The 24543-nt window shown below is 23.3% G+C and carries 35 protein-coding genes, 1 pseudogene and 1 other annotated feature; of the genes and pseudogenes, 8 read left to right on the forward strand and 28 right to left on the reverse strand.

Annotation, left to right across the window (positions count from 1 at the left end; genetic code table 4):
• Nucleotides 1–24: 24 nt before the first annotated feature.
• The 7 genes from rpsO to AAHM89_RS03625 all read right to left on the reverse strand — a co-directional run bounded on the left by rpsO (nucleotide 25) and on the right by AAHM89_RS03625 (nucleotide 3546).
• Entirely contained in the window at nucleotides 25–291 is a 267-nt protein-coding gene (gene rpsO / locus AAHM89_RS03600) for a 30S ribosomal protein S15 (protein ID WP_252319942.1), read from the reverse strand.
• Nucleotides 292–457: 166 nt separating this feature from the next.
• A complete protein-coding gene (plsY, locus tag AAHM89_RS03605; RefSeq protein ID WP_342266961.1) occupies nucleotides 458–1171 on the reverse strand; it encodes a glycerol-3-phosphate 1-O-acyltransferase PlsY in 714 nt (237 codons plus the stop codon).
• A 42-nt stretch (nucleotides 1172–1213) separates the two neighbouring features.
• Nucleotides 1214–1519 (reverse strand): SemiSWEET family sugar transporter, encoded by a 306-nt coding sequence (locus AAHM89_RS03610; RefSeq protein ID WP_281748102.1) that lies wholly within the window; start codon nucleotides 1517–1519, stop codon nucleotides 1214–1216.
• The gene (locus AAHM89_RS12785; protein WP_342258053.1) at nucleotides 1512–1802 is read right to left on the reverse strand and encodes a SemiSWEET family sugar transporter; all 291 of its coding nucleotides are present in this window, start codon (nucleotides 1800–1802) and stop codon (nucleotides 1512–1514) included. Before AAHM89_RS12785 ends, AAHM89_RS03610 begins: the two co-directional genes overlap by 8 nt.
• Before the next feature lie 117 nt (nucleotides 1803–1919).
• Entirely contained in the window at nucleotides 1920–2084 is a 165-nt protein-coding gene (locus tag AAHM89_RS03615; RefSeq protein ID WP_338957675.1) for a hypothetical protein, read from the reverse strand.
• Between the two features lie 61 nt (nucleotides 2085–2145).
• Nucleotides 2146–2286, reverse strand: a complete 141-nt coding sequence (locus AAHM89_RS03620; protein WP_338980494.1) for a hypothetical protein — start codon at nucleotides 2284–2286, stop codon at nucleotides 2146–2148.
• 108 nt (nucleotides 2287–2394) lie between these two features.
• Nucleotides 2395–3546 carry a hypothetical protein gene (locus AAHM89_RS03625; protein WP_342266962.1) on the reverse strand — a complete coding sequence of 384 codons (1152 nt, stop codon included), beginning with the start codon at nucleotides 3544–3546 and terminating at the stop codon, nucleotides 2395–2397.
• Between the two features lie 214 nt (nucleotides 3547–3760).
• Here AAHM89_RS03625 and AAHM89_RS03630 point away from each other — a divergent pair, with 214 nt between their 5' ends.
• The 5 genes from AAHM89_RS03630 (at nucleotide 3761) to AAHM89_RS03650 (ending at nucleotide 7419) form a co-directional block, all read left to right on the forward strand.
• Nucleotides 3761–4048 carry a GNAT family N-acetyltransferase gene (locus AAHM89_RS03630; protein ID WP_342266963.1) on the forward strand — a complete coding sequence of 96 codons (288 nt, stop codon included), beginning with the start codon at nucleotides 3761–3763 and terminating at the stop codon, nucleotides 4046–4048.
• Nucleotides 4029–4202 carry a GNAT family N-acetyltransferase gene (locus AAHM89_RS03635; protein WP_342266964.1) on the forward strand — a complete coding sequence of 58 codons (174 nt, stop codon included), beginning with the start codon at nucleotides 4029–4031 and terminating at the stop codon, nucleotides 4200–4202. The genes AAHM89_RS03630 and AAHM89_RS03635 overlap by 20 nt, the downstream gene beginning before the upstream one ends.
• A 53-nt stretch (nucleotides 4203–4255) precedes the next feature.
• Nucleotides 4256–5572, forward strand: a complete 1317-nt coding sequence (locus tag AAHM89_RS03640) for an ankyrin repeat domain-containing protein (protein WP_342266965.1) — start codon at nucleotides 4256–4258, stop codon at nucleotides 5570–5572.
• Nucleotides 5573–5808: 236 nt separating this feature from the next.
• Nucleotides 5809–6228, forward strand: coding sequence for a hypothetical protein (locus tag AAHM89_RS03645; protein ID WP_342266966.1), 420 nt, complete (start codon nucleotides 5809–5811; stop codon nucleotides 6226–6228).
• 213 nt (nucleotides 6229–6441) lie between these two features.
• Nucleotides 6442–7419 carry an IS3 family transposase gene (locus AAHM89_RS03650; protein ID WP_342265776.1) on the forward strand — a complete coding sequence of 326 codons (978 nt, stop codon included), beginning with the start codon at nucleotides 6442–6444 and terminating at the stop codon, nucleotides 7417–7419.
• Nucleotides 7420–7423: 4 nt separating this feature from the next.
• Here AAHM89_RS03650 and AAHM89_RS03655 read toward each other — a convergent pair whose 3' ends face one another.
• From AAHM89_RS03655 to AAHM89_RS03695, 9 genes are all read right to left on the reverse strand, one after another.
• Nucleotides 7424–7546 (reverse strand): hypothetical protein, encoded by a 123-nt coding sequence (locus AAHM89_RS03655; protein WP_342266967.1) that lies wholly within the window; start codon nucleotides 7544–7546, stop codon nucleotides 7424–7426.
• Between the two features lie 120 nt (nucleotides 7547–7666).
• Nucleotides 7667–7903 carry a hypothetical protein gene (locus AAHM89_RS03660; RefSeq protein ID WP_342266968.1) on the reverse strand — a complete coding sequence of 79 codons (237 nt, stop codon included), beginning with the start codon at nucleotides 7901–7903 and terminating at the stop codon, nucleotides 7667–7669.
• 307 nt (nucleotides 7904–8210) lie between these two features.
• A complete protein-coding gene (locus AAHM89_RS03665; RefSeq protein WP_342266969.1) occupies nucleotides 8211–8933 on the reverse strand; it encodes a YebC/PmpR family DNA-binding transcriptional regulator in 723 nt (240 codons plus the stop codon).
• A 12-nt stretch (nucleotides 8934–8945) separates the two neighbouring features.
• Complete coding sequence (gene nadE / locus AAHM89_RS03670; protein WP_338957464.1) at nucleotides 8946–9692, reverse strand: NAD(+) synthase; 747 nt, start codon at nucleotides 9690–9692, stop codon at nucleotides 8946–8948.
• 2 nt (nucleotides 9693–9694) lie between these two features.
• Nucleotides 9695–10786 (reverse strand): DNA recombination protein RmuC, encoded by a 1092-nt coding sequence (locus AAHM89_RS03675; protein WP_252319141.1) that lies wholly within the window; start codon nucleotides 10784–10786, stop codon nucleotides 9695–9697.
• A gap of 24 nt (nucleotides 10787–10810) precedes the next feature.
• The gene (obgE, locus tag AAHM89_RS03680) at nucleotides 10811–12106 is read right to left on the reverse strand and encodes a GTPase ObgE (protein WP_342266970.1); all 1296 of its coding nucleotides are present in this window, start codon (nucleotides 12104–12106) and stop codon (nucleotides 10811–10813) included.
• A gap of 1122 nt (nucleotides 12107–13228) precedes the next feature.
• A complete protein-coding gene (locus tag AAHM89_RS03685; RefSeq protein ID WP_342266971.1) occupies nucleotides 13229–13588 on the reverse strand; it encodes a hypothetical protein in 360 nt (119 codons plus the stop codon).
• Nucleotides 13589–13724: 136 nt separating this feature from the next.
• Complete coding sequence (locus AAHM89_RS03690; RefSeq protein ID WP_342266766.1) at nucleotides 13725–14249, reverse strand: DDE-type integrase/transposase/recombinase; 525 nt, start codon at nucleotides 14247–14249, stop codon at nucleotides 13725–13727.
• Between the two features lie 491 nt (nucleotides 14250–14740).
• The gene (locus AAHM89_RS03695) at nucleotides 14741–15718 is read right to left on the reverse strand and encodes an IS3 family transposase (RefSeq protein ID WP_342265776.1); all 978 of its coding nucleotides are present in this window, start codon (nucleotides 15716–15718) and stop codon (nucleotides 14741–14743) included.
• 228 nt (nucleotides 15719–15946) lie between these two features.
• Here AAHM89_RS03695 and AAHM89_RS03700 point away from each other — a divergent pair, with 228 nt between their 5' ends.
• Nucleotides 15947–16354 (forward strand): transposase family protein, encoded by a 408-nt coding sequence (locus AAHM89_RS03700; protein WP_342266972.1) that lies wholly within the window; start codon nucleotides 15947–15949, stop codon nucleotides 16352–16354.
• A 294-nt stretch (nucleotides 16355–16648) separates the two neighbouring features.
• On the opposite strand, the gene AAHM89_RS03705 is transcribed toward AAHM89_RS03700, so the two are convergent.
• The 7 genes and pseudogenes from AAHM89_RS03705 to rplU all read right to left on the reverse strand — a co-directional run.
• Nucleotides 16649–16774 (reverse strand): hypothetical protein, encoded by a 126-nt coding sequence (locus AAHM89_RS03705; protein WP_342266973.1) that lies wholly within the window; start codon nucleotides 16772–16774, stop codon nucleotides 16649–16651.
• Between the two features lie 16 nt (nucleotides 16775–16790).
• A complete protein-coding gene (locus AAHM89_RS03710) occupies nucleotides 16791–17180 on the reverse strand; it encodes a hypothetical protein (protein WP_342266974.1) in 390 nt (129 codons plus the stop codon).
• Nucleotide 17181: 1 nt separating this feature from the next.
• Nucleotides 17182–17502 (reverse strand): hypothetical protein, encoded by a 321-nt coding sequence (locus tag AAHM89_RS03715; RefSeq protein ID WP_342266975.1) that lies wholly within the window; start codon nucleotides 17500–17502, stop codon nucleotides 17182–17184.
• 601 nt (nucleotides 17503–18103) lie between these two features.
• Nucleotides 18104–19276: a bifunctional phosphopantothenoylcysteine decarboxylase/phosphopantothenate--cysteine ligase CoaBC gene (coaBC, locus tag AAHM89_RS03720; protein ID WP_342266976.1), complete on the reverse strand. Its 1173-nt coding sequence runs from the start codon at nucleotides 19274–19276 to the stop codon at nucleotides 18104–18106.
• A 102-nt stretch (nucleotides 19277–19378) separates the two neighbouring features.
• A complete protein-coding gene (gene rpmA / locus AAHM89_RS03725) occupies nucleotides 19379–19666 on the reverse strand; it encodes a 50S ribosomal protein L27 (RefSeq protein WP_174481212.1) in 288 nt (95 codons plus the stop codon).
• 2 nt (nucleotides 19667–19668) lie between these two features.
• Nucleotides 19669–19980, reverse strand: coding sequence for a ribosomal-processing cysteine protease Prp (locus AAHM89_RS03730; RefSeq protein ID WP_342266977.1), 312 nt, complete (start codon nucleotides 19978–19980; stop codon nucleotides 19669–19671).
• Nucleotides 19981–20314: 334 nt separating this feature from the next.
• Nucleotides 20315–20605: pseudogene (gene rplU / locus AAHM89_RS12790) on the reverse strand (50S ribosomal protein L21); the annotation flags it as partial.
• An 11-nt stretch (nucleotides 20606–20616) separates the two neighbouring features.
• Nucleotides 20617–20689, reverse strand: a sequence feature (ribosomal protein L21 leader region).
• A 285-nt stretch (nucleotides 20690–20974) separates the two neighbouring features.
• Between rplU and AAHM89_RS03740 the strand changes: the two are divergent.
• On the forward strand, nucleotides 20975–21496 hold the full coding sequence (locus AAHM89_RS03740) for a hypothetical protein (protein WP_342266978.1): 522 nt from the start codon (nucleotides 20975–20977) through the stop codon (nucleotides 21494–21496).
• 137 nt (nucleotides 21497–21633) lie between these two features.
• Nucleotides 21634–21924 carry a hypothetical protein gene (locus AAHM89_RS03745; protein ID WP_342266979.1) on the forward strand — a complete coding sequence of 97 codons (291 nt, stop codon included), beginning with the start codon at nucleotides 21634–21636 and terminating at the stop codon, nucleotides 21922–21924.
• A 74-nt stretch (nucleotides 21925–21998) separates the two neighbouring features.
• Here AAHM89_RS03745 and AAHM89_RS03750 read toward each other — a convergent pair whose 3' ends face one another.
• The 5 genes from AAHM89_RS03750 to AAHM89_RS03770 all read right to left on the reverse strand — a co-directional run bounded on the left by AAHM89_RS03750 (nucleotide 21999) and on the right by AAHM89_RS03770 (nucleotide 24370).
• Complete coding sequence (locus tag AAHM89_RS03750) at nucleotides 21999–22859, reverse strand: hypothetical protein (protein ID WP_342266980.1); 861 nt, start codon at nucleotides 22857–22859, stop codon at nucleotides 21999–22001.
• Nucleotides 22859–23110, reverse strand: a complete 252-nt coding sequence (locus AAHM89_RS03755; RefSeq protein ID WP_342266981.1) for a hypothetical protein — start codon at nucleotides 23108–23110, stop codon at nucleotides 22859–22861. The genes AAHM89_RS03750 and AAHM89_RS03755 overlap by 1 nt, the downstream gene beginning before the upstream one ends.
• Before the next feature lie 9 nt (nucleotides 23111–23119).
• Nucleotides 23120–23707: a hypothetical protein gene (locus AAHM89_RS03760; protein ID WP_342266982.1), complete on the reverse strand. Its 588-nt coding sequence runs from the start codon at nucleotides 23705–23707 to the stop codon at nucleotides 23120–23122.
• Nucleotides 23708–23810: 103 nt separating this feature from the next.
• A complete protein-coding gene (locus AAHM89_RS03765) occupies nucleotides 23811–24176 on the reverse strand; it encodes a hypothetical protein (RefSeq protein WP_342266983.1) in 366 nt (121 codons plus the stop codon).
• A 29-nt stretch (nucleotides 24177–24205) separates the two neighbouring features.
• A complete protein-coding gene (locus tag AAHM89_RS03770; RefSeq protein WP_342266238.1) occupies nucleotides 24206–24370 on the reverse strand; it encodes a hypothetical protein in 165 nt (54 codons plus the stop codon).
• Nucleotides 24371–24543: the final 173 nt, after the last annotated feature.

The raw sequence follows: 24543 nt of genomic DNA on the forward strand, positions 1-24543 counted from the left end.
TAATAAGTAAATACTGATTTAATATTAGTTATCTTTTAGTGATAGTGCTGTTAATAATTTATTGTATGTAGCAACATCTTGTTTTTTAAAGTATTTTAAGAAACGTTTTCTGCTTGCTACCATTTTTAACAAACTTCGTTTTGCAGTAATATCTTTTTTTTGTACTTGTAGATGGGCTGTTAATTCTAAAATTCTTTTTGTTAAATTAATAATTTGAACTGCAGAAGAACCAGTATCCTTGGCATTTAAGCGAAATTTTTTAATCAATTCATCTTGTTTAATTTGTTCCATATTTGACAACTCTCCTTTAAATATAATTCGGCTTAAGCAAAGCTAATATCGGAGAGAATATTAACAATGTTAAGTCAACACGATTATAATAGTACATTAATTTTAAACATAAAACAAGTATTTTTTAAAAAATATTTTTATTGAGTTTGTATAAAGAGATGATTTTTTATTTTTTTTCTTCATTTGCTTTTTTATTTTTTTTATCAAAAATAGTCACTTTACGTTCAGTATGATTAAGAATTCTTTTACAATTATCTCAATGACGAATAATAATTAATATTCAAATTAGAGTCATAGTTATATTAACAATATAGTATTGAGTGTCTTGTTGGGAAAGAAAAGAATGCAGTGGTATATTCGGTATTCATGATAAGATAAAAGCAAGTATCGTCATTAACATTGAAGATAAAGATGACATTCTACTTAAATATAAAATAAATCATCAACTAGCAATTGTGATAACGCAATAAATAGGATTAATCATTAATAGTACTCCTAATGAAGATGCAGCTCCTTTACCACCACGAAAACCATAAAATAGTGGTCAACAGTGACCAATAATTGCAGCAAGACCAGTTGGATAAATATATGCTTGTTTAAACATTGTTTCATAATTAGGATTAGTAATATCAATAAAGGTTAAACCGTATGCAATTAAAATAGGGATAGCGGGCTTAAAACCATCAATAATTAAAATAATAGCTCCCCATTTACCACCCATAACTCGTGTTGAATTAGTAGCACCAGCATTTTTAGAGTAATAATCTCTAACATCGGTTTTAAATTTTAATTTACTAATAATAATTGAAGGTGAGATTGAGCCAATTAAATAACCAATGATAATAAAAATAAAAGTTCCTAATAGATTAATATGTGCCATTTTTTTCTCCATTCTTGTGCAAGTATTATGTTAATAAAAATTTTATTTTTTGGAAGTTAAATTGTTCTTTTTATCTTTATTATTATAATATAAATTATAAATTATTAATGTTAATAATATGATATTAATAACTGTACCAAAGGCATTTGCTGCTAGTAAGGGAATGTTTTTAATTAAACTAGCATAAATTATAAATGAAGTTAAGCCTATTTGATATATGCTATAAGAAATTAACGATAAACCTTTTGTGTTTTTAGTTTTAATTAGTTTAATAGTTTGTGGTAAAAAGGCAACTGAAATAAAAAAGGCACCTATATATCCAATAATATCAATTGCAATATTAGACATTTTTTTCCTCCTTATTTTTTTGTTTAATTAAATTGTTAACAATAATCCCAATTATTATGAAATTTAGTGTAGCAGTAATAGTTTGACAAGTAATCATGGGAATATCATTACGAAGTATGCCAAATATTAAAAAAGTAAGACCCCCCAGTTGATAGATACTATATGAAAAAATAGAAAGACCTGAAGTATTTCTTGTTTTAATTAGTTTAATAGTTTGTGGTAAGAATGTCAAAGGAATACAAATGGCTGCAAGATACCCCAATATTTCTATAAAAATGTTCATTTTTTCTCCTTTTAATTAATTTAATTTATCATAATAATTATAATAAAATATTGTGAAAATAGTTATTTATTTTATTTTAAATAATAAAAAATGTGTTTTGCTAAACACATCATTAATTTATTTTTCTTCTTCTTTAATGAAACATTTTTTACATAAAGATTTTCCTTCTTTTATATCAAGAATGTCAAAAGGTTCAAACATCATTCCGCAATCAAAACATTTTACAGTTTTTGTTAAAGATTCATCATCAGTTTTTTTGTTTTTTTTATTGAATCATTTCATTATATCCTTCCTTTCTAAATATATTAAATAAGTGTGTTAATGACACACTTATTTAATATATTTATTTAGCACAATCTTTACACAAACATTTACCATCTGCTGCTTTAGTACATTCAGATGAATTTTTCATTTTCCCACAACCATCACATTTTTTTTGATCTTTTGCTTCTCCAGTTTTATCCTTTTTTTTAAATGGTCACATGTATATAACTTCCTTTCCTCATATCATAATTACTCTACTCAATTATAACAAATTTTATTATTTTCTATGGTATTAACTATTTTTAAAACTTTTTTTGTTAAATTTTGATTAATTATTTTTTTCTATTTTAAGAATATTATTTTTGATTTCTTCAATTTCTTCAATATCAGTTATTCTATTAAATAAGTGAAAAAGCATATAGTTTAATTCTTTTGGTTTATGAAAGTGTTTTTTAAAAAATATTATTGTTTCATCAATAGTTGCCATTAGCGTTACTGCTTGTTTGGTGTTAATGCTATTATTTTGTAATGGTATACGAACAAGTGTTGGCAATTGACTAACAAACATGTAGTCTTCTAAAGATTTTTCTTTTTGTGTATAATAGAAAATTTGAAAAGCACTAATTTTAGCAGCAATTGTTTTAATAGCATTTTTTACTGCTGTAACTTGTGAATTAAGCATATTTTTGATTAATAAGGTAATGAAGATGGTAATTGTTCCAATTGGTAAAATAATTGATAAAATTAAGTCTAAGTTAACATTAAACTTTTGAGCAAATATTGATTTTAATAAAGTATAACCATTTTGGAATAAAATAACAGATAAAAATAAAGCAAAGTTTGGTGTTTTTCATCATTTATGCATAATTAATATTTCTGTTTTAATTTTTAAAATATATCAAAAGAAATAAGAAGTTAATGCCAAGATAATACCATAAATTAATACAATTGAAAAAACATGATAGTTGTTAGAAATAAAAACAATAGCTAAATTAACTGTAAAACCTAGATACATTTTAATATCATAAATTGGATAATCATTAGCAAATTGAGTTGTTAAACCATATTTTCTTTGAAATGCTCGACGACGATAAAGTTTAATAATGATAATAATATAAAAAAGTAAAGCGATTAAAGCGATTAAAATTGTAATAAAGATATATGAATAAGCAGTATTAATGCTATTTAAACGTTGTGTTCATGCGCTTCCTCAGTCACTTATTGGTGAATCATCATGTTTAGTAAAAATAAATGACATTAATGAAAAATCAATTAATGGATAATAAATATCCATTAATTTTTTATATAAAGGAGTTTTGTCACTTTCTTGTTTTGCATTAGCAATTTGTTCTAGTAGTTCTTTAACATTATTTTCTTTATCAATTCTTGTTCTTTCATTTAAAAATAAGACTAATGCAGTAATTAGTAATGTAATAAATATTATTCAAAAAAATAATAAAACAAAATATTGCCCTCCCAAAAAATTATGCGGTCGTAATTTTTAAAATTGAATTTTTTGTCCTTCCAAAATTTATTCCCCCCCAAAAAAAATATTTTTTAAAATCGCTTACTTAAATTATAGCACTAATTAAAAATTCACTTATTAATTGGTAAAATTTACTAATTGTTAGATTAAATTTAAAAATTAATTATATAATTAATTTAAAATATTATTTATATTTAAGGAGAAAACTATGAAAATTGAAATAGTTAATAATATTGAAATGTTAGAACAAGCATTTTTGATTAGAAAAAAAGTTTTTGTTAATGAACAAAATGTTCCTTTTGAAGAAGAAATTGATCAATTTGAAGATGTATCGATTCACTTTTTAGTTTTTGATAATAATAATAAACCAATAGCTACTAGTAGAATGCGAAAAGTTGAAGATATTGTAAAGATTGAAAGAGTGTGTATATTACAAGAATATCGTAAATTAGGTATTGGTAAAATTAATGGAATTTATGGAAAAAGTTGCAATTAAAAATCAATTTAAAGTTATATCTCTTCATGCCCAAATTCAAGCACTAAATTTTTATAAAAATTTGGGTTATAAAGTTTGTTCTGAAATATTTTTGGACGCTGGAATTAAACATTGTAAAATGGAGAAAAAAATATATAATGAAGGTAAATTTTAAAGAATAATATTTTAAATACATTGTTTTTTTAAAAACAATGAAAGGAAAAGAATATGTTTGAGTGAATTAGAGAAATATTTGGAATAAATATAAATATTAATAACAAAGAAGCAAAAATGATAGATGCTATTAAAAATAAAAAGTTAGATGTAGTCAATAAAATATTAAAATATGATATTAATATTGATTATATTGATAGAACTGGTTATACGCCTTTAATGTGAGCAGCTGAAAAAGGTTATCTAGAAATAGTTAATGTTTTATTAGCACATAATGCTAATATTAATTACATATCTGTAAATGGTAATACTGCTTTAATCTTAGCTGCTAAAAAAAATTATACAAAAATAGTTAATCTGTTATTAGAACATAATGCTAATTTTAGTTGTGAGGAACAATTTGGTAATACTGCTTTAATTTTAAGTGCTGAAAATGGAAATTTGGAAATAGTTAAAAATTTATTAACACATAATGTTAATGTTAATCATGAAAATCGATATGGCGAAACTGCTTTGTTAGTGGCTGCTAAAAATGGATATACAGAAATAGTTAATGATTTACTAGCAAATGGCGCTAATGTTAATCATGTCTCTATAAATGGTAATACTGCTTTAATATTAGCAATTAAATCTAATTATTTAGATATAGCTAATGCCATATTAACAAATTATCCTAATGTTAATAGAAAAAATATGTTTGGTTATACGCCTTTAATGTGAGCTGCGAGGAATGGTCATTTAGAAATAGTCAGAACTTTATTAGAATTGGGAGCTAATGTTAATTGTATAAATGAAAATGGTGATACGCCTTTAATGTGAGCTGCGAGGAATGGTCATTTAGAAGTAGTTAATTTGTTATTAAATAAAGGTGCAAATGTTTACTCTATAACAAAAATTTGTGGTTATACTGCTTTAATTGCTGTTGCTGGTAAAGGTCATTTAGAAATAGTTAAAACCTTAATCAAAAATGGAAATAATGTTAATCATGTAACTATCAATGGTTTGAGTGCCTTAATGTGAGCAGCTGAAAAAGGTCATTTAGAAGTAGTCAAAACTTTAATCAAAAATGGCGCTAATGTTAATCATGAAAATATAATTGAAGAAACCGCTTTAATTGTTGCTGCTAAAAATGGACATTTGGATATAATCAAAACTTTATTAATAAATAGTGCAAATGTTAATTGTATAAATGAAAAAGGTTGCAATGCTTTAATGTGAGCTGCTAAAAATGGACATTTGGATATAGTTAAAACTTTATTAGCACATAATGCTAATATTGATGATGTAGATGTAAATGGCAATACTGCTTTATTATTTGCAACCAAATATAATCATTGACATATAAAAAAAGATAATCATGCAAGTAAATAGTTTAAAAAGAGAAAACTTATTAAATGTTAAAAAAATGATAAATAAAATGAATATTATTTTTATTAAAAATAAAGAAAGAATTTATTCAAAAAAAAATAGAAAGAAAATTTATTAAAATATTGCAAAATTATGAAAATTATATTAATAAAAAAACCAAAAATATTGATGGACAACTAAATCTTTTTTTTAAAAAAGAATTTATTAATAGTCTAAAATTTGAAGAGGAAAATTATTCATTGTTGCATATAGCAGTATTAAATGATTGACAAAAATTAGTAACTTATTTAGTAACAAAATGATCAGTTGATATTGATTATAAAGATAGTTCGGGGAATTCAGCATGAAATCATGCTTGTATGTTACTAAAAAAAGAAAATGCTTTAGCAATTAAATCAAAAGTTCAAATAAATGAAGAAGATAGAATATTTTTAGAAAAAAATATTGATTTATTATCAAGAAAAAAATCTTGTTTTATTAAACCTTTAGATAAAAAAGATAAAAATGCTAATAAAAATAGATTTAACATTATAAATTATTATTATGATGTTGATGAAGTTGCTATTGATGCTTTTGATTATTTTAAAAATAACATAAATTTAATTGAAGATGATAATACTTTTTTAACAATTAATAATAAACAAACTTTACAAATATAAAGGTAATTTTCATTTAATTATACAGATTAAATTTATACAATTAATTAAGTAAACACTCAAATCATAATAAAATAATAATTAATGTAATAGCCACTTGCCACTTAGCCACTTAGCCCTTTTTACTAGACCATTAATTTAAAAAACCTGAATGTATTCTAAAAACAATTGTGTTATATAATTAACACTAATTTTAACCTGAAAGGATTTTTATTAATGGATAAAATTAAACAAATAGCATTAGTAATTAACAAATTAAATATCAAAGAAAAAATTAAAATTATTGATGATTGTAAAAATCAATATTCAATTAGAAACCTATGTCAATATCTTCAATTAAACAGATCAACATATTACTTTTTAAAAAATAAACAAAAACCTATTAAAAAAGAAGAAAATCATATTATTAAATGCAATCATAAATATCAAAAAATATGCCAACTTTTAATCGAATTTCATTCTACAAGAAAAGGCAGAATTTATGGATATTTAAGAATTTTTTCAGCTTTTAAAGAGTGATTAAAACAAGAAAAAAATATCATTTTAAATATAGAATTATCAATAAAACAAATGCGAAAAATTATGAAAGAACACAATATTCAAGGATTAAAACAAACTAAAAATAACTATCCTAAAAACAAAAAAAATCCAAATAAGTGAATACCTACAATGGATAAAGTAAACAAAGATTATAAAAGTACAACCTCTTCAAATCAAATTTGATCAATGGACACTAAACAAATAAATACTAAAGAAGGATGATTATATCTTTTTGTAATTATTGATTTTTATTCAAATAATGTTGTTAGTTATAATATTGCTCCTAATAAATCATATCAGGATTTAATTCTTCCTGCTCTTGAAAAAATCAACAAACAATTTTCTTGAAATCAAGTAAAAAATGTTATTTTACATTCAGATAACGCCAACGAATTTTATTGTCAGGATATCACAAAATGAGCAGAGGATAAACAAATAATTTTAAGCAAAAAACAACCTTATGATATTGGTGGTAATGTATTATCTGAAAACTGATTTTCTCATTTATCTCAAGAATGACTACCTAAAGGATCAAATCAATATTTATCCATCAATGAAGCTATAAATGATGTAAATCAATATGTTATGTTTTATAATTATGAAAGAATACATTCTAAATTTCTAAAACCACCAATTTTACAAATTAAAATTTAGAATTTTATATCAAAAATGGTCCAGTAATTAAGGGCCAACCACCCATTTCATTAAAATGAAAACGTTTTATACCAAAATATCTGTAAAATTCTTCATTTTTTAATTTTTTTAAATTTTCAAAAATCATTTTTATCAACACTTTTCTAAATTTATTGTTAATAACAAAATTATAAAATAAATTTTAAAATTATTAATTGACTTTTAAAAAATTTAATTACGGAATATGTCTATTGATATATTTCTTCTACTAATCCACTAAAAAATATTTTCCTTTTTGGTTGGGGTATTCTTGACCACTAATAATAAATTTTTTAGTTTCGGTATTATAAACAAGTCCCGCTATATATAATACAGATTCATTTGTTGAAATATATTCCATGAAAGAAATTGAATCAAAAGAGGGAAAATTTATATCATTTGTTTTTAAATAAAACTTAACTTGTTTATTAAAATTTGTATATTTATCACTTGGTTGTTTTTTCAAACTAATCGAATATTTAACTTTAACACATTAAGTAAGTGAATAAAAAAGGTTTTTATTGGTTTTGATACAAACCCAAAAAATTGTTCATAAGTTGGTTTTTGATGAAAATAAACATAAATTTTCACTTTAATATTTAATGGTAATGTTTGTAAATTAACACCTTCAATAATATATCCATGATCATTACATTCAAAAATAATTTTATTTTCATAAAATTCTTTAATAATACCTAAAAATATTCATCCATGACTTATTCCTCCTTTTCTATTCTTACTATTAATTAGATGAAAAAGAAAAATAAACCTTTTTATTTTTTAAAATTATGTTCAATTGAAAGCACATCATCATCATTTTCAATTGTTTCTAACAATATATCAATTAATTTAATTTGTTGTTGGTCAGTAATGGTAATCAATTCATGGGGAATATTAACAATTTCATTAGTAATAAAATCATTAATATTATTTTTTTCTAATAAATTAGTTACAGCATTTAACTGTTTAGGATTAACTTCAATATCAATGATATCTTCTTTTTTTTCAATATTAAAAATTTCAAAATCAATTATTAACTCCAAAATTTCTTCAACTGATAATAAACTTGAAAATTGAATTACCCCCGTTGTTTGAAATAAATATTGAACAGAATTAGTAGCAACTAAATGACCACCCAATTTATTAAAATAACTTCGAATATTACTTGCAGTTCGATTTTTATTATCAGTTAAACAATGAATAATTATGGCAATATTACTTGGTCCATATCCTTCATAAGTGACTGCTTCATAATTAGTTGTTTCATTTTTATTACTAGCTTTATTAATAGCACGATTAATATTATCCTTTGGCATATTTATACGTCGTGCTTTTTCTAACATTAATTTCAATCGCGGATTATTTTCAACATTTGCACCACCTAATTTAACAGCAACATAAATTTCTCTTGATAATTTTTGAAAAATTTTACCACGTTTGTTATCTTGGGCATCTTTACGATGTTTAATATTTGCATATTGTGAATGTCCAGCCATATTCTCATTCCTTTATTTTTTTCTTGTTCATTTCGGAGCTTGCGGTACAGGTATTCTTTTGTGTGCACTATTCTGATGCATAAATTCAATTTTATTAATTACTGATGATGGTATTAATGATTTATTTCCTAGTAAATATTGATCTAATTGTTCATACTTAAATTGCATTTCCATTTCATCAGTTTGTCCATCTCATAAACCAGCAGTTGGCTTACGAATAATGATCTCTTCACTAACTTTTAATATCTTTGCTGCAGCAAAAACATCTTTTTTTAACAAATGAATAATTGGTAATAAATCAACACCACCATCACCATATTTAGTAAAATAACCAATGTGTCATTCATCACTATTATCTGTTCCTACAACTAAATAATTATGATTTTGTGCATATGCATAAAGAGTATTCATTCTTAATCTAGCTTTTAAATTGCCTAAAATTAATTTTGATTTTTCTATATTAATTTCAGTTTCTAATGTTTTTTTAAAACTTAAAAAAACATTATTTAAATTAACTACTTTGGCATTTAATTTATGAATATTAACTAAATTATTTGCATATTCTAAATCAATATCTGGTGAAAAACAAGGCATAATTAATGCTAAATGATCATTAGGAAAAGCTTTTTTAATCAATAATGCTACTACTGCTGAGTCAACACCACCACTTAAACCAACAATTAAACCTTTGGCATTTGCTTTTTTTACTTCACTTTGTAAAAATTTAATAATTTCATCTAAATATTGTTCTAAATTCATAATTATTCACTCTCTTTTATTTCTTCAGACATTTCAAAAATATTGTTATAATGTCCAGCAATTTTATTATGGGTTTTATCTAAAGTTTCAATGGCTTTATTAGTTGTATCAAAACCAGCCTTAACTTTTTCTCATCTATCAACCCAACGATCAAAATCATCTTTGAATAAACGTAATTTTTTTGCCATTTTTTCTAAATTTTTATTAAAATCAATGTCTTTACGATTTTTATCAACTGTAAATAAAACAGCAGATAAAGTAGTAGGAGAGGTAATTCAAACACGTTTCTTAAAAGCATATTCAACAATATCATCAGCAAATTGTGCGTAAATAAAAGCAAATATTTCTTCAGAAGGAATAAACATTACTGCGCTAGAAATCTTATTTTTAATATTAATATATTTTCCAACTTCATCAATTCGTTTACGAATATCATTACGAAAATCTTTTAAATAATTTTCTTTAACTTTAATATCTTCACTTACTAAATACCTTTGATAGTTATCAATTGAAAACTTTGAATCAATAGCAATTCCTTCTTTTTCAGAATCTGTTTTTACATAGGCATCAACAACTTTGCCATCAATTGTTTTATATTGTCGTTCTCATAATTTTTGATTTGAACCCAACATATTAGTCAAAATTTTTTCTAAAACAAATTCACCAACATTACCACGTTTTTTAGTATTAATAAAAACTTCTTGTAAACTTTGAATATTATCATTAATTTTTCCTAAAACAGTTGATGATTCTTGTAACTTTGCTAAATCTTTAATAACATCTACTACTTGTCTTTGAATGACATCAGCATTGCGTTTATAATCATCTTCTTTTTTATCTAAATTTTTTTGAAAATTATCAATATTACTCATTAAATTAATTAATTTTTCGGTTTTATCACGATCCGAACCATTTCATGATGTTTTAAAATCATTTAATTGTTCTTTTAAAGTTTCTACTTGCATTTTTAAAAAGTCTTGTGCAATTGGGTCACTAGTAACATTCTGACTTTTTTTAATTTGCATATAAATTATTAAACCACCAATACTACTAATAATTAAAATAACTACCAATAAACTAATTACTATTTCCATTTCCTATTTTCCTTTGCCCTTTATTTATTCTTCTTCTCAAATCATATCATAATTAAAAATCTTAACATGATCACCTTTTTTTATTCCTTGCTTTCTTAATTCATCATAAATTCCTAAATCTTGTAATTTAATTTTAAATAATAAAATATTATGATAATTATTTAAAGGATTTTTTTGATATATTACTTCAACTGTTTTACCAGAAATAGTTCATTGATTATTTGCAAATTTAGTAATAATAACTTGTGGAACTTCTTCTTTATTAGTATATTCATAAAGAATATGTTCTTCATTATTTTCATTATTTTCATTATTATTAACTTGATGCAGTTGTTCTTTTTCAACAGCTTTAGCAATATCTTTAATTAATATATCCAAACTAATATGTTTCATAGCAGAAATTGCAATTATTGGTAATTTAATTTGTTCTTTTAATTTCTCTAAATTAGTTTGTGCATCTGGTAAATCAATTTTATTTGCAACAATTAAATGCGGTTTTTTTGTCAAATCTTTATTATAACTTTCTAATTCACTCATAATTAATTGATAATTTAAAAAATGATCTTGAGTCTTATCACTAATATCAATCATATGTACTAAAACTTGACAACGTTCAATATGACGCAAAAACTGTAAACCTAGTCCTTTTCCTAAACTAGCTCCTGCTATTAATCCAGGCAAATCCGCCATAACAAAATTATTATTTTTATCAACTCTAACAACACCTAAATGTGGATTAAGAGTAGTAAAAGGATAATCAGCAACTGTTGGAGTTGAAGCAGAAATAGCTCCTAATAATGTTGATTTACCGGCGTTAGGCAACCCAACTAATCCGGCATTGGCCAATAATTTCAACTCACAAATTATTTCAAAATGTTGTCCAGGCATTCCTTTTTCACATATTTTAGGTACTCGATTTATTGCCGAAGCAAAACGAGCATTTCCTCGTCCACCAAGACCACCGGCAGCAATTATTATTTCTTGTTTATCTTTAATAATATCACCAAGAATATTTTGAGTTTTGTTATCTCTAATAATAGTACCTAATGGAACTTTTACATAAGTATTGGTTCCTTTACGTCCATGCATATTTTTGGGTGCACCATTTTTACCATCTTCAGCAGTTATCTCTTTATTTTTACGTAAGTCTAATAGAGTATTCATACCTGAATCACCAATAAAGATAATATTACCGCCTCTTCCTCCATCTCCACCAGATGGACCACCTTTGGCTACATAAAGTTCACGACGAAAAGCAACAACACCATCACCGCCTTTGCCGGCAGTAACTTTTAATTTTGTTACATCTATAAAACGCATTTCTTACTCCTTTTTTATATTAATAATAACTCTTATTATATAGTGTTAACATTTTTGTGTAAAATACTATTTTATTTTTCATATAATTTTAGTATACAGATATTATTGTTAAAAAAATAATAATTTACTATATCTAGTTAATATTTTTTGTAAACTATTTTTGCTTTATGAAAATTAAAAAAATGTTTTTTTAATGTTAAATATCATTTAAGTTATTTTCATATATGAAAAATTATATATTAAAATAAAACTTATAGGTGTTTTTATTAATTTGATTAAAATCAAATTAATAGTTTTTTATTTAATTTTATCTTTGAAAAAATATATTGTATATTGATTTTTTCACATATAAACTTTATTTGAGATTTATTTAAAGTAATTTAAAAAAATAAAATTTATTACTGACTTATTAGTCAACTACTTTTATTTAAATTAAAACATTAATAATATTAGTTTAAATATATTTATTATTTTTTTAATTTATAAGAAAAAATAAATGAAAATTTAATTAAAAATATTTTAATAAATCTCAATTATTAAAAATAAATATTTATATTTAAAAAGGGGTACTTTAAAAATGATAAAGATAAAAATATAGTAAAAAAATCTGATGTTGATAGTTGATGAGGTATTACCACTAGCAATAAATGTGATAAAAAAATTGAGAAATTAAATAAAAAATTACAAGAAACATGTAATAAATTAGACGAAATAAGCAATCTTTATACAAAATCAGTAAAAGAAAACAAAAATTTTGAATATAAAGTTAAAGAACTAAAAGAAGAATTAAAAAAAATTCAAGATAATAATACAAAATTAGAAACAGAATTAAATGATTCAAAAAACAATAAAAAAGAATTAGAAGCACAATTAAAACAATTTCAAGACAGTAAAGAAAAACTAGAAACAGAACTTAAAAATTCTAGAAATAGTAAAGAAAGATTAGAAGAAGAACTAAAAGAAATTCAAGATAAAAATACAAAATTAGAAACAAACTTAAAAGAAGCAACAGAAAGTATTGAACATTTACAAGAAATAATCCAAGATTACATGGATAATAAAGAAAAACTAGAAACAGAACTTAAAAATTATAAGGATAATAATCAAAATTTAGAAGAAGAACTAAAAGAAATTCAAGTATATAGGGACTACGTCCCTCGCCACTACGTGGCTCACCCAAATTATAGTCCCAGTAGGTTCACTGGGACTATAATTATTTTTATTTATCTTTATTTTAGGTTTATCTTTCCTCTTTAAAATATTATCCAATTTATCCAAACCAGCAGACTTAATATCACTATAAGTCATATCAATACTACTTGCTTCTTTAAGATATTTCTTAGGTGATAATTCACTTTTAAGTTCATGCACATAATGTAAAGCCCTAGAATTATACCTTTTCAACCAATGTCTAGGAAAAAATAAAGTCATAGCCATTGCTTCACCACTATAACTCGGAGGCATAATACCTCTTTTAATCATTTTCTTTGTTCTACGACGTGAAAATACTACTTTATTATAATCCTCAATATTAGTATATAAATTAAGATTAAATATAACAACAAAGCCCAAAAAGGTGGTTGGCCCTTAATTACTGGACCATTTTTGATATAAAATTCTAAATTTTAATTTGTAAAATTGGTGGTTTTAGAAATTTAGAATGTATTCTTTCATAATTATAAAACATAACATATTGATTTACATCATTTATAGCTTCATTGATGGATAAATATTGATTTGATCCTTTAGGTAGTCATTCTTGAGATAAATGAGAAAATCAGTTTTCAGATAATACATTACCACCAATATCATAAGGTTGTTTTTTGCTTAAAATTATTTGTTTATCCTCTGCTCATTTTGTGATATCCTGACAATAAAATTCGTTGGCGTTATCTGAATGTAAAATAACATTTTTTACTTGATTTCAAGAAAATTGTTTGTTGATTTTTTCAAGAGCAGGAAGAATTAAATCCTGATATGATTTATTAGGAGCAATATTATAACTAACAACATTATTTGAATAAAAATCAATAATTACAAAAAGATATAATCATCCTTCTTTAGTATTTATTTGTTTAGTGTCCATTGATCAAATTTGATTTGAAGAGGTTGTACTTTTATAATCTTTGTTTACTTTATCCATTGTAGGTATTCACTTATTTGGATTTTTTTTGTTTTTAGGATAGTTATTTTTAGTTTAGACATATTCCGTAATTAAATTTAATTAATTGTCAATAAAATTGTTTTAAAACTATTTAGTGTTATTGAATATAGAAATAAATATTTTTTGAAAAAATAGTTTAAAAAATGAGTTTACATTTTAAACAAAAAATTGTTAATAATATTTTTATATTAACTCGATAAAAATTTAAATTTTAAAAAAATATTTTTAATATTTTTTTTATTTTAATGGTTTTATTTTATTAAAAATTTCACAAAGTAAGTTAAATCTTAAGTACATAAGTCTAAATTTAGATTTTCTACATTTATTTACTAAAATTTTGAATCTTTTCAATCAAGCAAAGACATGTTCAACTTTAATTCTAATTTTAGATACAATCTTATTGTATTTTCTTTCTTGGGTGGTTGGCGGTGGTTGGCCCTTAATTACTGGACCATTTTTGATATAAAATTCTAAATTTTAATTTGTAAAATTGGTGGTTTTAGAAATTTAGAATGTATTCTTTCATAATTATAAAACATAACATATTGATTTACATCATTTATAGCTTCATTGATGGATAAATATTGATTTGATCCTTTAGGTAGTCATTCTTGAGATAAATGAGAAAATCAGTTTTCAGATAATACATTACCACCAATATCATAAGGTTGTTTTTTGCTTAAAATTATTTGTTTATCCTCTGCTCATTTTGTGATATCCTGACAATAAAATTCGTTGGCGTTATCTGAATGTAAAATAACATTTTTTACTTGATTTCAAGAAAATTGTTTGTTGATTTTTTCAAGAGCAGGAAGAATTAAATCCTGATATGATTTATTAGGAGCAATATTATAACTAACAACATTATTTGAATAAAAATCAATAATTACAAAAAGATATAATCATCCTTCTTTAGTATTTATTTGTTTAGTGTCCATTGATCAAATTTGATTTGAAGAGGTTGTACTTTTATAATCTTTGTTTACTTTATCCATTGTAGGTATTCACTTATTTGGATTTTTTTTGTTTTTAGGATAGTTATTTTTAGTTTGTTTTAATCCTTGAATATTGTGTTCTTTCATAATTTTTCGCATTTGTTTTATTGATAATTCTATATTTAAAATGATATTTTTTTCTTGTTTTAATCACTCTTTAAAAGCTGAAAAAATTCTTAAATATCCATAAATTCTGCCTTTTCTTGTAGAATGAAATTCGATTAAAAGTTGGCATATTTTTTGATATTTATGATTGCATTTAATAATATGATTTTCTTCTTTTTTAATAGGTTTTTGTTTATTTTTTAAAAAGTAATATGTTGATCTGTTTAATTGAAGATATTGACATAGGTTTCTAATTGAATATTGATTTTTACAATCATCAATAATTTTAATTTTTTCTTTGATATTTAATTTGTTAATTACTAATGCTATTTGTTTAATTTTATCCATTAATAAAAATCCTTTCAGGTTAAAATTAGTGTTAATTATATAACACAATTGTTTTTAGAATACATTCAGGTTTTTTAAATTAATGGTCTAGTAAAAAGGGCTAAGTGGCAAGTGGCAAGTGGCAAATTCAAATGAATTTCAATTTTATTTAATTGATTCAACTGAGATTGAAATTGAAAGACCAACTAAAAAAAACTACAGTTAGAATATTTTTCTGGTAAAAGTTGAATGTATTCTATAAAATTTCAAATTGTATATGATTTTTTTAATAAAAAAATTGTTGATATTTTTGCTGATAATGGTAAAGTGCATGATTTTCAAATATTAAAAAATTCAAATCTTGAATTTTCAGAAAAAACAATAATTATTGGTGATTTAGGATATCAAGGTATACAAAATATTTATAAAAATACAATAATGCCAATTAAAAGAACTAAAAATAAAAAATTAACTAAACAAGAAAGAAAATACAATAAGATTGTATCTAAAATTAGAATTAAAGTTGAACATGTCTTTGCTTGATTGAAAAGATTCAAAATTTTAGTAAATAAATGTAGAAAATCTAAATTTAGACTTATGTACTTAAGATTTAACTTACTTTGTGAAATTTTTAATAAAATAAAACCATTAAAATAAAAAAAATATTAAAAATATTTTTTTAAAATTTAAATTTTTATCGAGTTAATATAAAAATATTATTAACAATTTTTTGTTTAAAATGTAAACTCATTTTTTAAACTATTTTTTCAAAAAATATTTATTTCTATATTCAATAACACTAAATAGTTTTAAAACAATTTTATTGACAATTAATTAAATTTAATTACGGAATATGTCCTATGTTTAAATTTTCAAACTAACTTTTAATAGTACCTTTAAAAGCTCAAGAAGTACCAAGCACAGCAATTATCACAACTATTCACTTAACCATTATTTTTTACCCCCTAAAAAATCATCATAATTCATATTTTCACTTAATCTTTGGTCAAAATTTCTTTTTGCCTTTTTCTTATGCAACTTTTGTCTTGACATATTTTTTCATTTATCTTTTTTCATAAAATTAATTCACTCCTTATAAAATAAATGTTCTTATAGTTTTATTTTGTTCATTATTTCTTAAATTTTCATTATTAATTTCTAATAATTTACTTTGAAATTCTAATGTTTGTTTTAATTCTTTTACTTGATTATTTAAATTTTGAAATTTTCTTTCAACTTTTAAATCATTCTTTTTAATAAATTTATTTTCTTTTCTCTTAAAAACTCAATTTGTTATTTTATTTTTAATATTATTTCATGGAATACCAATATAACCCACAACAATCCCAATTAAGATAGATACTGGTTTAATTGCAACAATTCCTAAAACTATAATGCTAGGAATTAATCCTAAAAATATACTAAATGTAATACATCCAGTTAATGCCATAAATTTTAAAATTCATCACATATATATTTTCACTTTAAACACCACCTAGTGTATAAGCATAAGAATAATCCCAATTTAAACTTGCTCTATCTAAATTAATCTCAGACATACTATCATCATTTAAATCAACATCAACCATACTGTCATGTGTACTTTGATAATCACTAAAACTACCATTAATCAATCTTGCTCTTTCATCAGTAAAGACTTCTTGCAATTCTGTATTATTATGTGTATTTCCTAATGGCAACAATAAAGTATTTATAATTTCACTTGCACCGGCAATAATCGTAGGAATAGCAAAATAATTATTAAAATTATTATTAATACCCATAGCAACACCACTACTAATCAAGATAATAATATAAAACTGGAAACAAAATTAAAAGAAGTAGAAAATGATAAAGAAAAACTAGAAACAGAACTTAAAGATTATAAAAATAATAATGAAAATTTAGAAGAAGAATTAAGAAAATCTAGATATACTATAGCAAAACAAGCAGCAGAATTAAGAGAATCTAAAGGTATTAAAGAAAAATTAGAAAAAGAACTAAAACAATCTCAATATGATAAAGAAAAATTAGAAAAACAATTAAAACATTCAAAAGAAAACATTGAAGAACTAAAAAAATAATACAAGATTGTAAAAACACTGTAGAAAAACTAGAAAAAGAATTAAAAAACACTAAGGATATTAATAAAAAAATTAGAGACTTTTTACTTGAATGTGTACCTTTAAATTAAAAAAACACTTATATATAACCTTTTCTTATATATTTATTGATACAAATTAATTACATATTCAAACTTTATTATAAAAAATGAACAATATGATATTTAACATTAAAATATCATATTGTTCATTTTTTATAATAAAGTTAGCTATATAAATATTTTTTTAAAATAATCTATTGTTAGGAAAAAATATTAAAGCAATAAATTCTATTTTTATTATATTAATAATTTAAAATATTCTTACTTATAATATCAACTATCTGTTTAGCAACTTCCACTTTTGAACCAATTAAATTATAATTATTATTTTTAAAATAAAAATTAATTTCTGTTTCATTTTTACCCATAACACTAATATTATTAATACAAATACCATCACAATTTTTAATTTTCATTTTTTCGATACCAAGATTTTTATCATTAAATTCTTGAGCAGCAAAACCAATTAAAACTTGTTTTGTTTTCTGCTTACCTAAAAATGCCAATACATCAATATTAGCAATCAGTGATAAAGATAAATTTTCGTTTTTATTTTTAATTATTTTATTAGGAATATATTTACTTACTTTATAATCATTTAAAGCAGCACCACATATTACAATATCAGCATTATCAAAGTTTTCTTTCATTGCTAAGAACATTTTTTCATTAGTATTTGCTTCAATAATAGTTAGGTTTTTTTGCGATTTAATTTCAAAATCACAATCACCTGCAACTAATACTACTTTAGCGTTAGTTTTAAGAAAAGCATCTACTAATGCTTTACCCATTTTTCCTGAAGAATTATTAGTAATATAACGAATTGGATCAATATAAGTTCTAGTACGACCAATATTAATTAAAATTTTTTTATTAGATAAATCAATACTTTTTTTAAAAAAATCTTTAATTATTGTTAATGCATTATCTGGACTTTTAACTCGTCCATCACCAATCATCTTACAGGCTAACATTCCTGAATCTGGAGGAATAATAGTAATATTTTCAAAATTAGATAATTCTAATAAATTCTTTTGAAAACTTTGATTGTGATACATATTATGATTCATTGCTGGAAATAATATCTTTTCTGCTTTGGAAGCTAAAAATACTGATAATGCTAAACTATCAGCAATTGCTAAATTTGCTTTACTAATAAAACTCATAGTAGCAGGATAAACAACAATTAAATTTGTTTTAATTGCTAAATTAGTATGAGTAATTAAATCTCCTTTAACATATGATTCTTGTTCAAACATTTCAGAATAATAAGAAAATGTTTTATCTTCTAGAAAATGTAAAGAACTTTTAGTACAAATAATATCAACTAAAAATTCTTTTTTTAATTGTTTTAATAAAATTAAGGCTTTGTTTGCTGCAATACTACCAGTAATTATTAAAGTAATATGTTTCATTATTTTCTCCTATCATATCATTAAACATAAAATAAACAAACAAAACCTATCTTCAAAATATGATAGCATTGAAAATAGGTTTTTATTATTAAAAATTTATTTTTACTTTTTATCAAGTATAACTGAAACTCGTGTTTTATTTTTTTTAAAAATAGTATACTTAACAATTCCTGATTTTAAAGCAAATAAGGTATCATCACCACCACGTCCTACATTTTCACCAGGGTGAATTTTAGTTCCACGTTGACGATAAATAATTGTTCCCTCTTTTAAACTTTGTCCATCACCAATTTTAGCACCTAAACGTTTAGAATGTGAATCACGACCATTACGAGTTGAACCCACTCCTTTTTTTGAAGCAAATAATTGTAAATTTAATTTATAAAACATAATTACACCTCCTTTATGTTAATATATTTTGGATATTGTTCTTTAATAGTTTTTAGTTGTCAAAGCATTGTTTTTAAAATGATTTGACTATTATTAGTGAAACTAGCAACTTTAAGTTTAACTAATCCAGCAGTATTATTAATTACTTGAACTTGATTATTATCAAGTTCATGAAGTGCATTTAATGTACCAATAACAATGGTTGAAATCCCTGCACAAACAATATCATTTCCAATTTTTGAAAAATTAGCATGACCAGTAATTATAACTTCTACAATGTTACTATTTTGGTAATTATAAGTAACTTTAACCATAATTTGATATTACCTTAAATTATTTTTTATTATTTTCATCATCTTCTTTAACAACTTTAACAGTCATATTTTTATGATCAAAAATAGTTTTTAAATTACCTTCACTAACAACAGTTTTAGTGTTATCTGGTTCTGTAATATTATCCTTAACAACTGATTTAGTTTTAACAACTTTTTCTTTTGTAAGTTCTTTTTTTACTTTACTAACTACTGATTTTGGCTCTTTAATAATAGGAGTTACTACTTCAGAAATTACTTCTTTTTTTACTTCATCTTTAATTACTGGTTTTGATTGTTCTGCCTTCTTATCAACAAGACTTTTACCAGCAAGTAAAATATCAGTAATTAATACCTTTGTATATGGCTGACGGTGTCCATACATTGTTTTTGAATTTTTCTTAGGTTTATATTTAAACACTCGAATCTTTTTTGATTTATCTTGTTTAATAATCTCACCATGAACTTCAGCACCTTTTAGGAAAGGTTTACCGAATTGTTGATCAATCATCAATATTTTGTCAAAAATAATCTTATCTTTAGCTTTGCCAACAAGTTTTTCAACAAAAATTTCTTGACCATAGGAAACATTAATTTGTTTTCCTCCTGTTTGAATAACTACAAACATTTTTCTTATTACCTCCAGTTTAGACTCGCCTTATAGGTGGAATAAATCACTTGTTAACCTAAAGTAGAGCGGTTGAAACTGCATAAACAGTCTTAAATATTATAAAGTATTTTTTATTAAAAGCAATACAAAATTTAGAATTATACACATAATTTAAATATAAAAATTACTAAAAAAAGAAAATAAAAAATATATCTTTAATAATTAATGTAACTATAATTAATCTACACTAAATTGTGTAATTAATATTTTTTTATAATTATTATTAAAATTATGATATTATTTTTTTAAACTTAATATAAGTTTTTAACTCATTACTTGTTAAAAAGTAAATGAGTTTTTTGTTTTTAGAAAGGAAGATTAAAAGAAATGTCTAAAGATAAAAATATCGTTAATGAAACAATTGATTATTTACCAATGATTTTTGGTGGATTGGGTGCTGGATTAGGAGCAATTGATGGTCTTTCATGAACAAATCCACTACCTGTTACCGACATTGCGATTGGTGCTGTAGCCGGAGGAATAGCGGGTTATCAAATTAAAAAATCCATAAAACATAAAGATAAAAATAAAACTAAAGTTGGAACATCATTAATTTGTGGTGCTGGTGCTGGTGTATTAAATGCAATATTAAATCCAGAAGCATCATTAATGAATACATTAGAAGCAACTGCTGGTGGTATTGTAATTGCTAAAGGTGGCAAATATATTGTTGATAAAGGTAGTAATTATGTAAAATCTAGACCAGAATATCAAATATTGAAACAAGGATATAAAATCAAGAAAAAAGTAAATAAAATTCAAGATTTTTCTTCAATAAAAAAAGAAGCAAATTCACTAAATTCACAAAAAAAATCTTCAACAAATCAATATAAATTAAAACTAATGTAAACTGATCAATAGTAAATTAAAACATTAAAACATTATTTAGGAATGAAAATATAATTGATATTCAATTTAACTCATTCCTTTTAAGTGTTGAAATTCAAATATAAAAGAAATATAATAACACTTTGGAGTGATGAAAGATGAAAAGAAAATTAAGTTACAAAAAAATGCTAGCAACAGTTGGTGTATTAACTGTTGTATTACCAATGTCTTTAAGTATTGCATCATGTGCAATAAAAGAAAAACAAAAAAATAATGATCAAAAAATAGTAAATGCAATTAATCAAACTAATTATTCACTTGATAATATTATAATTAATAGTACTATAGATGAATTAAAAACAAACATTAGTTCAGAATTTATTAAAAATTCATTAGATGAAATTAATCAAAAAAATTTTAATAATGATTTATTTTCATCAAGTATATAGGGACTACGTCCCTCGCCACTATGTGGCTCACCCAAGTTATAGTCGCAGTAGGTTCACTGCGACTATAACTATTTTTATTTATCTTTATTTTTAGGTTTATCTTTTTTCTTTAAAATATTATCTAATTTATCCAAACCAGCAGATTTAATATCAGTATAAGTCATATCAATACTACTTGCTTCTTTAAGGTATTTCTTAGGTGACAATTCACTTTTAAGTTCATGCACATAATGTAAAGCACGTGAATTATACCTTTTTAACCAGTGTCTAGGAAAAAATAAAGTCATAGACATTGCTTCACCACTATAACTCGGAGGCATAATACCTCTTTTAATCATTTTCTTTGTTCTACGACGTGAAAACACTACTTTATTATAATCCTCAATATTAGTATATAAATTAAGATTAAATATAACAATAAAAACCAAAAAACGCATACGTTTAACTTGCACAACATATTCTACTTTTTCTCTTGCTTGTACTGGTATTCTATTAGGGTGTTGTTCAATCAAATACATAGTACCATTAAACATATGACCTATTAACTTACAAAATTGTCCTAAACTTTCTTGTTGATTTTTAAACTGTACTCCTAAATCATTAGAATTTATTTTTAATGCTAATTCATCTAAAATTATTAAATCTTGTTCCTCAAAAGCATAATTACTTGCTAACTGATTAAAAGTAAAAACATCGTTATAATTAACCAAATAAGAATAACCAGTCTTTAACTTAATGGGGAAAGGACTAACTACTCTTTTCTTATGAGTTTGTGCTAAACAACAAGCAAGAGCAGACTTACCAGTTCTTGGAGGTGCTGAAATAATATAACTACCAACTTGTTTTAAAATTTTAACATTACGAATAGTTATAAGAATTGGATAAATAATTATAATCAAACCTATAACTAATAACACATAACCATATCAAGGCATTATTTAACCACCTTATTTTTATTTTTAAACTTATTTTTAATTCAAAAACAAAATTTTATAAAATATGAACTTAAAATAAAAGGAAAAATAAAATCAAAAAAGAAAATTAAAAATTTTGAACCAAAACTAGCATTTTCAAAAAATAACTTTAATTTATCTACATCAAAATCAAAAAATAAAGCAGTAAACAATGATATTAAAAAACAAAAAACAACTCCACTACAAATTTCAAATAAATCTTTCTTTTTCATGATAAACTCCTAACCTATAATTAAACTAATTGCTCTAACAAATAATCATAAAGGTATAATATTTTCTATTCCACTAACAATATCAACATTTAAAGCAGTACTAATCGTATCTGAAAAAATATGTCGTAACAAACTATCTGTTGTAAAAAGAAATTGTCTTAATGGTTCAACTGGTAAAACTTTACCAACAACGCCATAAAGTAATCATCTAAAAGCATTACGCAAATGACCAAAAACATCATATCAACTAACACGTTCATACTCAGGGTTAAAAGGACTATTTGGTGGCACTGGAACAATATCTTTGGAAGAAAAAATATTCATCTGACCAAATTTAACATGCAAACCGTCACGATTAGTTAATGAAGATAAATCAAAATTAATCGTTAAATGTTTTAAATTAGGAACACGAACCGGCATAGTAACAAAATTATATTTTCCTAAATTATAAACACTATCTTTATCATTTAATACACCTTTAAAATTATAACGAATATTACCCTCATAATCTAAAAACGAAAATGTATAAATAGAAGAAAAATAGCGAAAATATTCAGCAGAAATATAAAACATAAAACCTTGTATATAAAAACTCAAAGGTTTTGTAATTTCAAAAGTCAACTTAAAACTTAAATTATTAGAAACATTATAATTCCAAAAAACTAACTCATTAAACTTACCAGTTTGTATATAATTATGATTAAATAAAATATAGAGATAATTGGTCTAAGTCTTGTTCTGTAAATCTATAATCTGTGGACAAATCACTAACTCGCCTATCAAAATTACCTACAACATCAGAATGAAATTGAATTGAATAAGGAGTAACAGTAGTTTTATGAACAACAGCAGAAACTAATTTTAAATCTGGTTGACCAACATCAAAATAAGCAGAATTTCAAGGAATAGTTGCTCAATCATTAAAATCATTATATTTAACGGGTTTAACCATATCGCTAGTTATAGTGTAATTACTTTCACTAGGTGCATTAGAAACAATTAAACTAGTCGGTGCTTGAACAGAAGTATTTACAACAAAAAATAATTTAGCAAACTTAAATCACATAATTATTTACCAAATAAACATTTTAAAATTTACCATGAACCATAAAATATAATAAATCCAATAAAAAATTGTGTTCCATAAACTACTAAATTTCATAAAATAGTAGTAAATTGGTCAACTGGACTTCCTATAAACATAGTTCAATAATCAACTATACATTGATGTATTTTATTGTAAATATCTCAAACACTCATATTTAACACCTACCCAAACAATGACCTAAAAATAAATTTAATACTACGATAAATAAAATTAAAAAATACACCTAATACCAATCAAAAAGTCAAATTAAACAAAGGACATATTCCGTAATTAAATTTAATTAATTGTCAATAAAATTGTTTTAAAACTATTTAGTGTTATTGAA

It is taken from the genome of Spiroplasma endosymbiont of Villa modesta (assembly GCF_964030925.1).
Classification (GTDB): domain Bacteria; phylum Bacillota_I; class Bacilli_A; order Mycoplasmatales; family VBWQ01; genus Spiroplasma_E.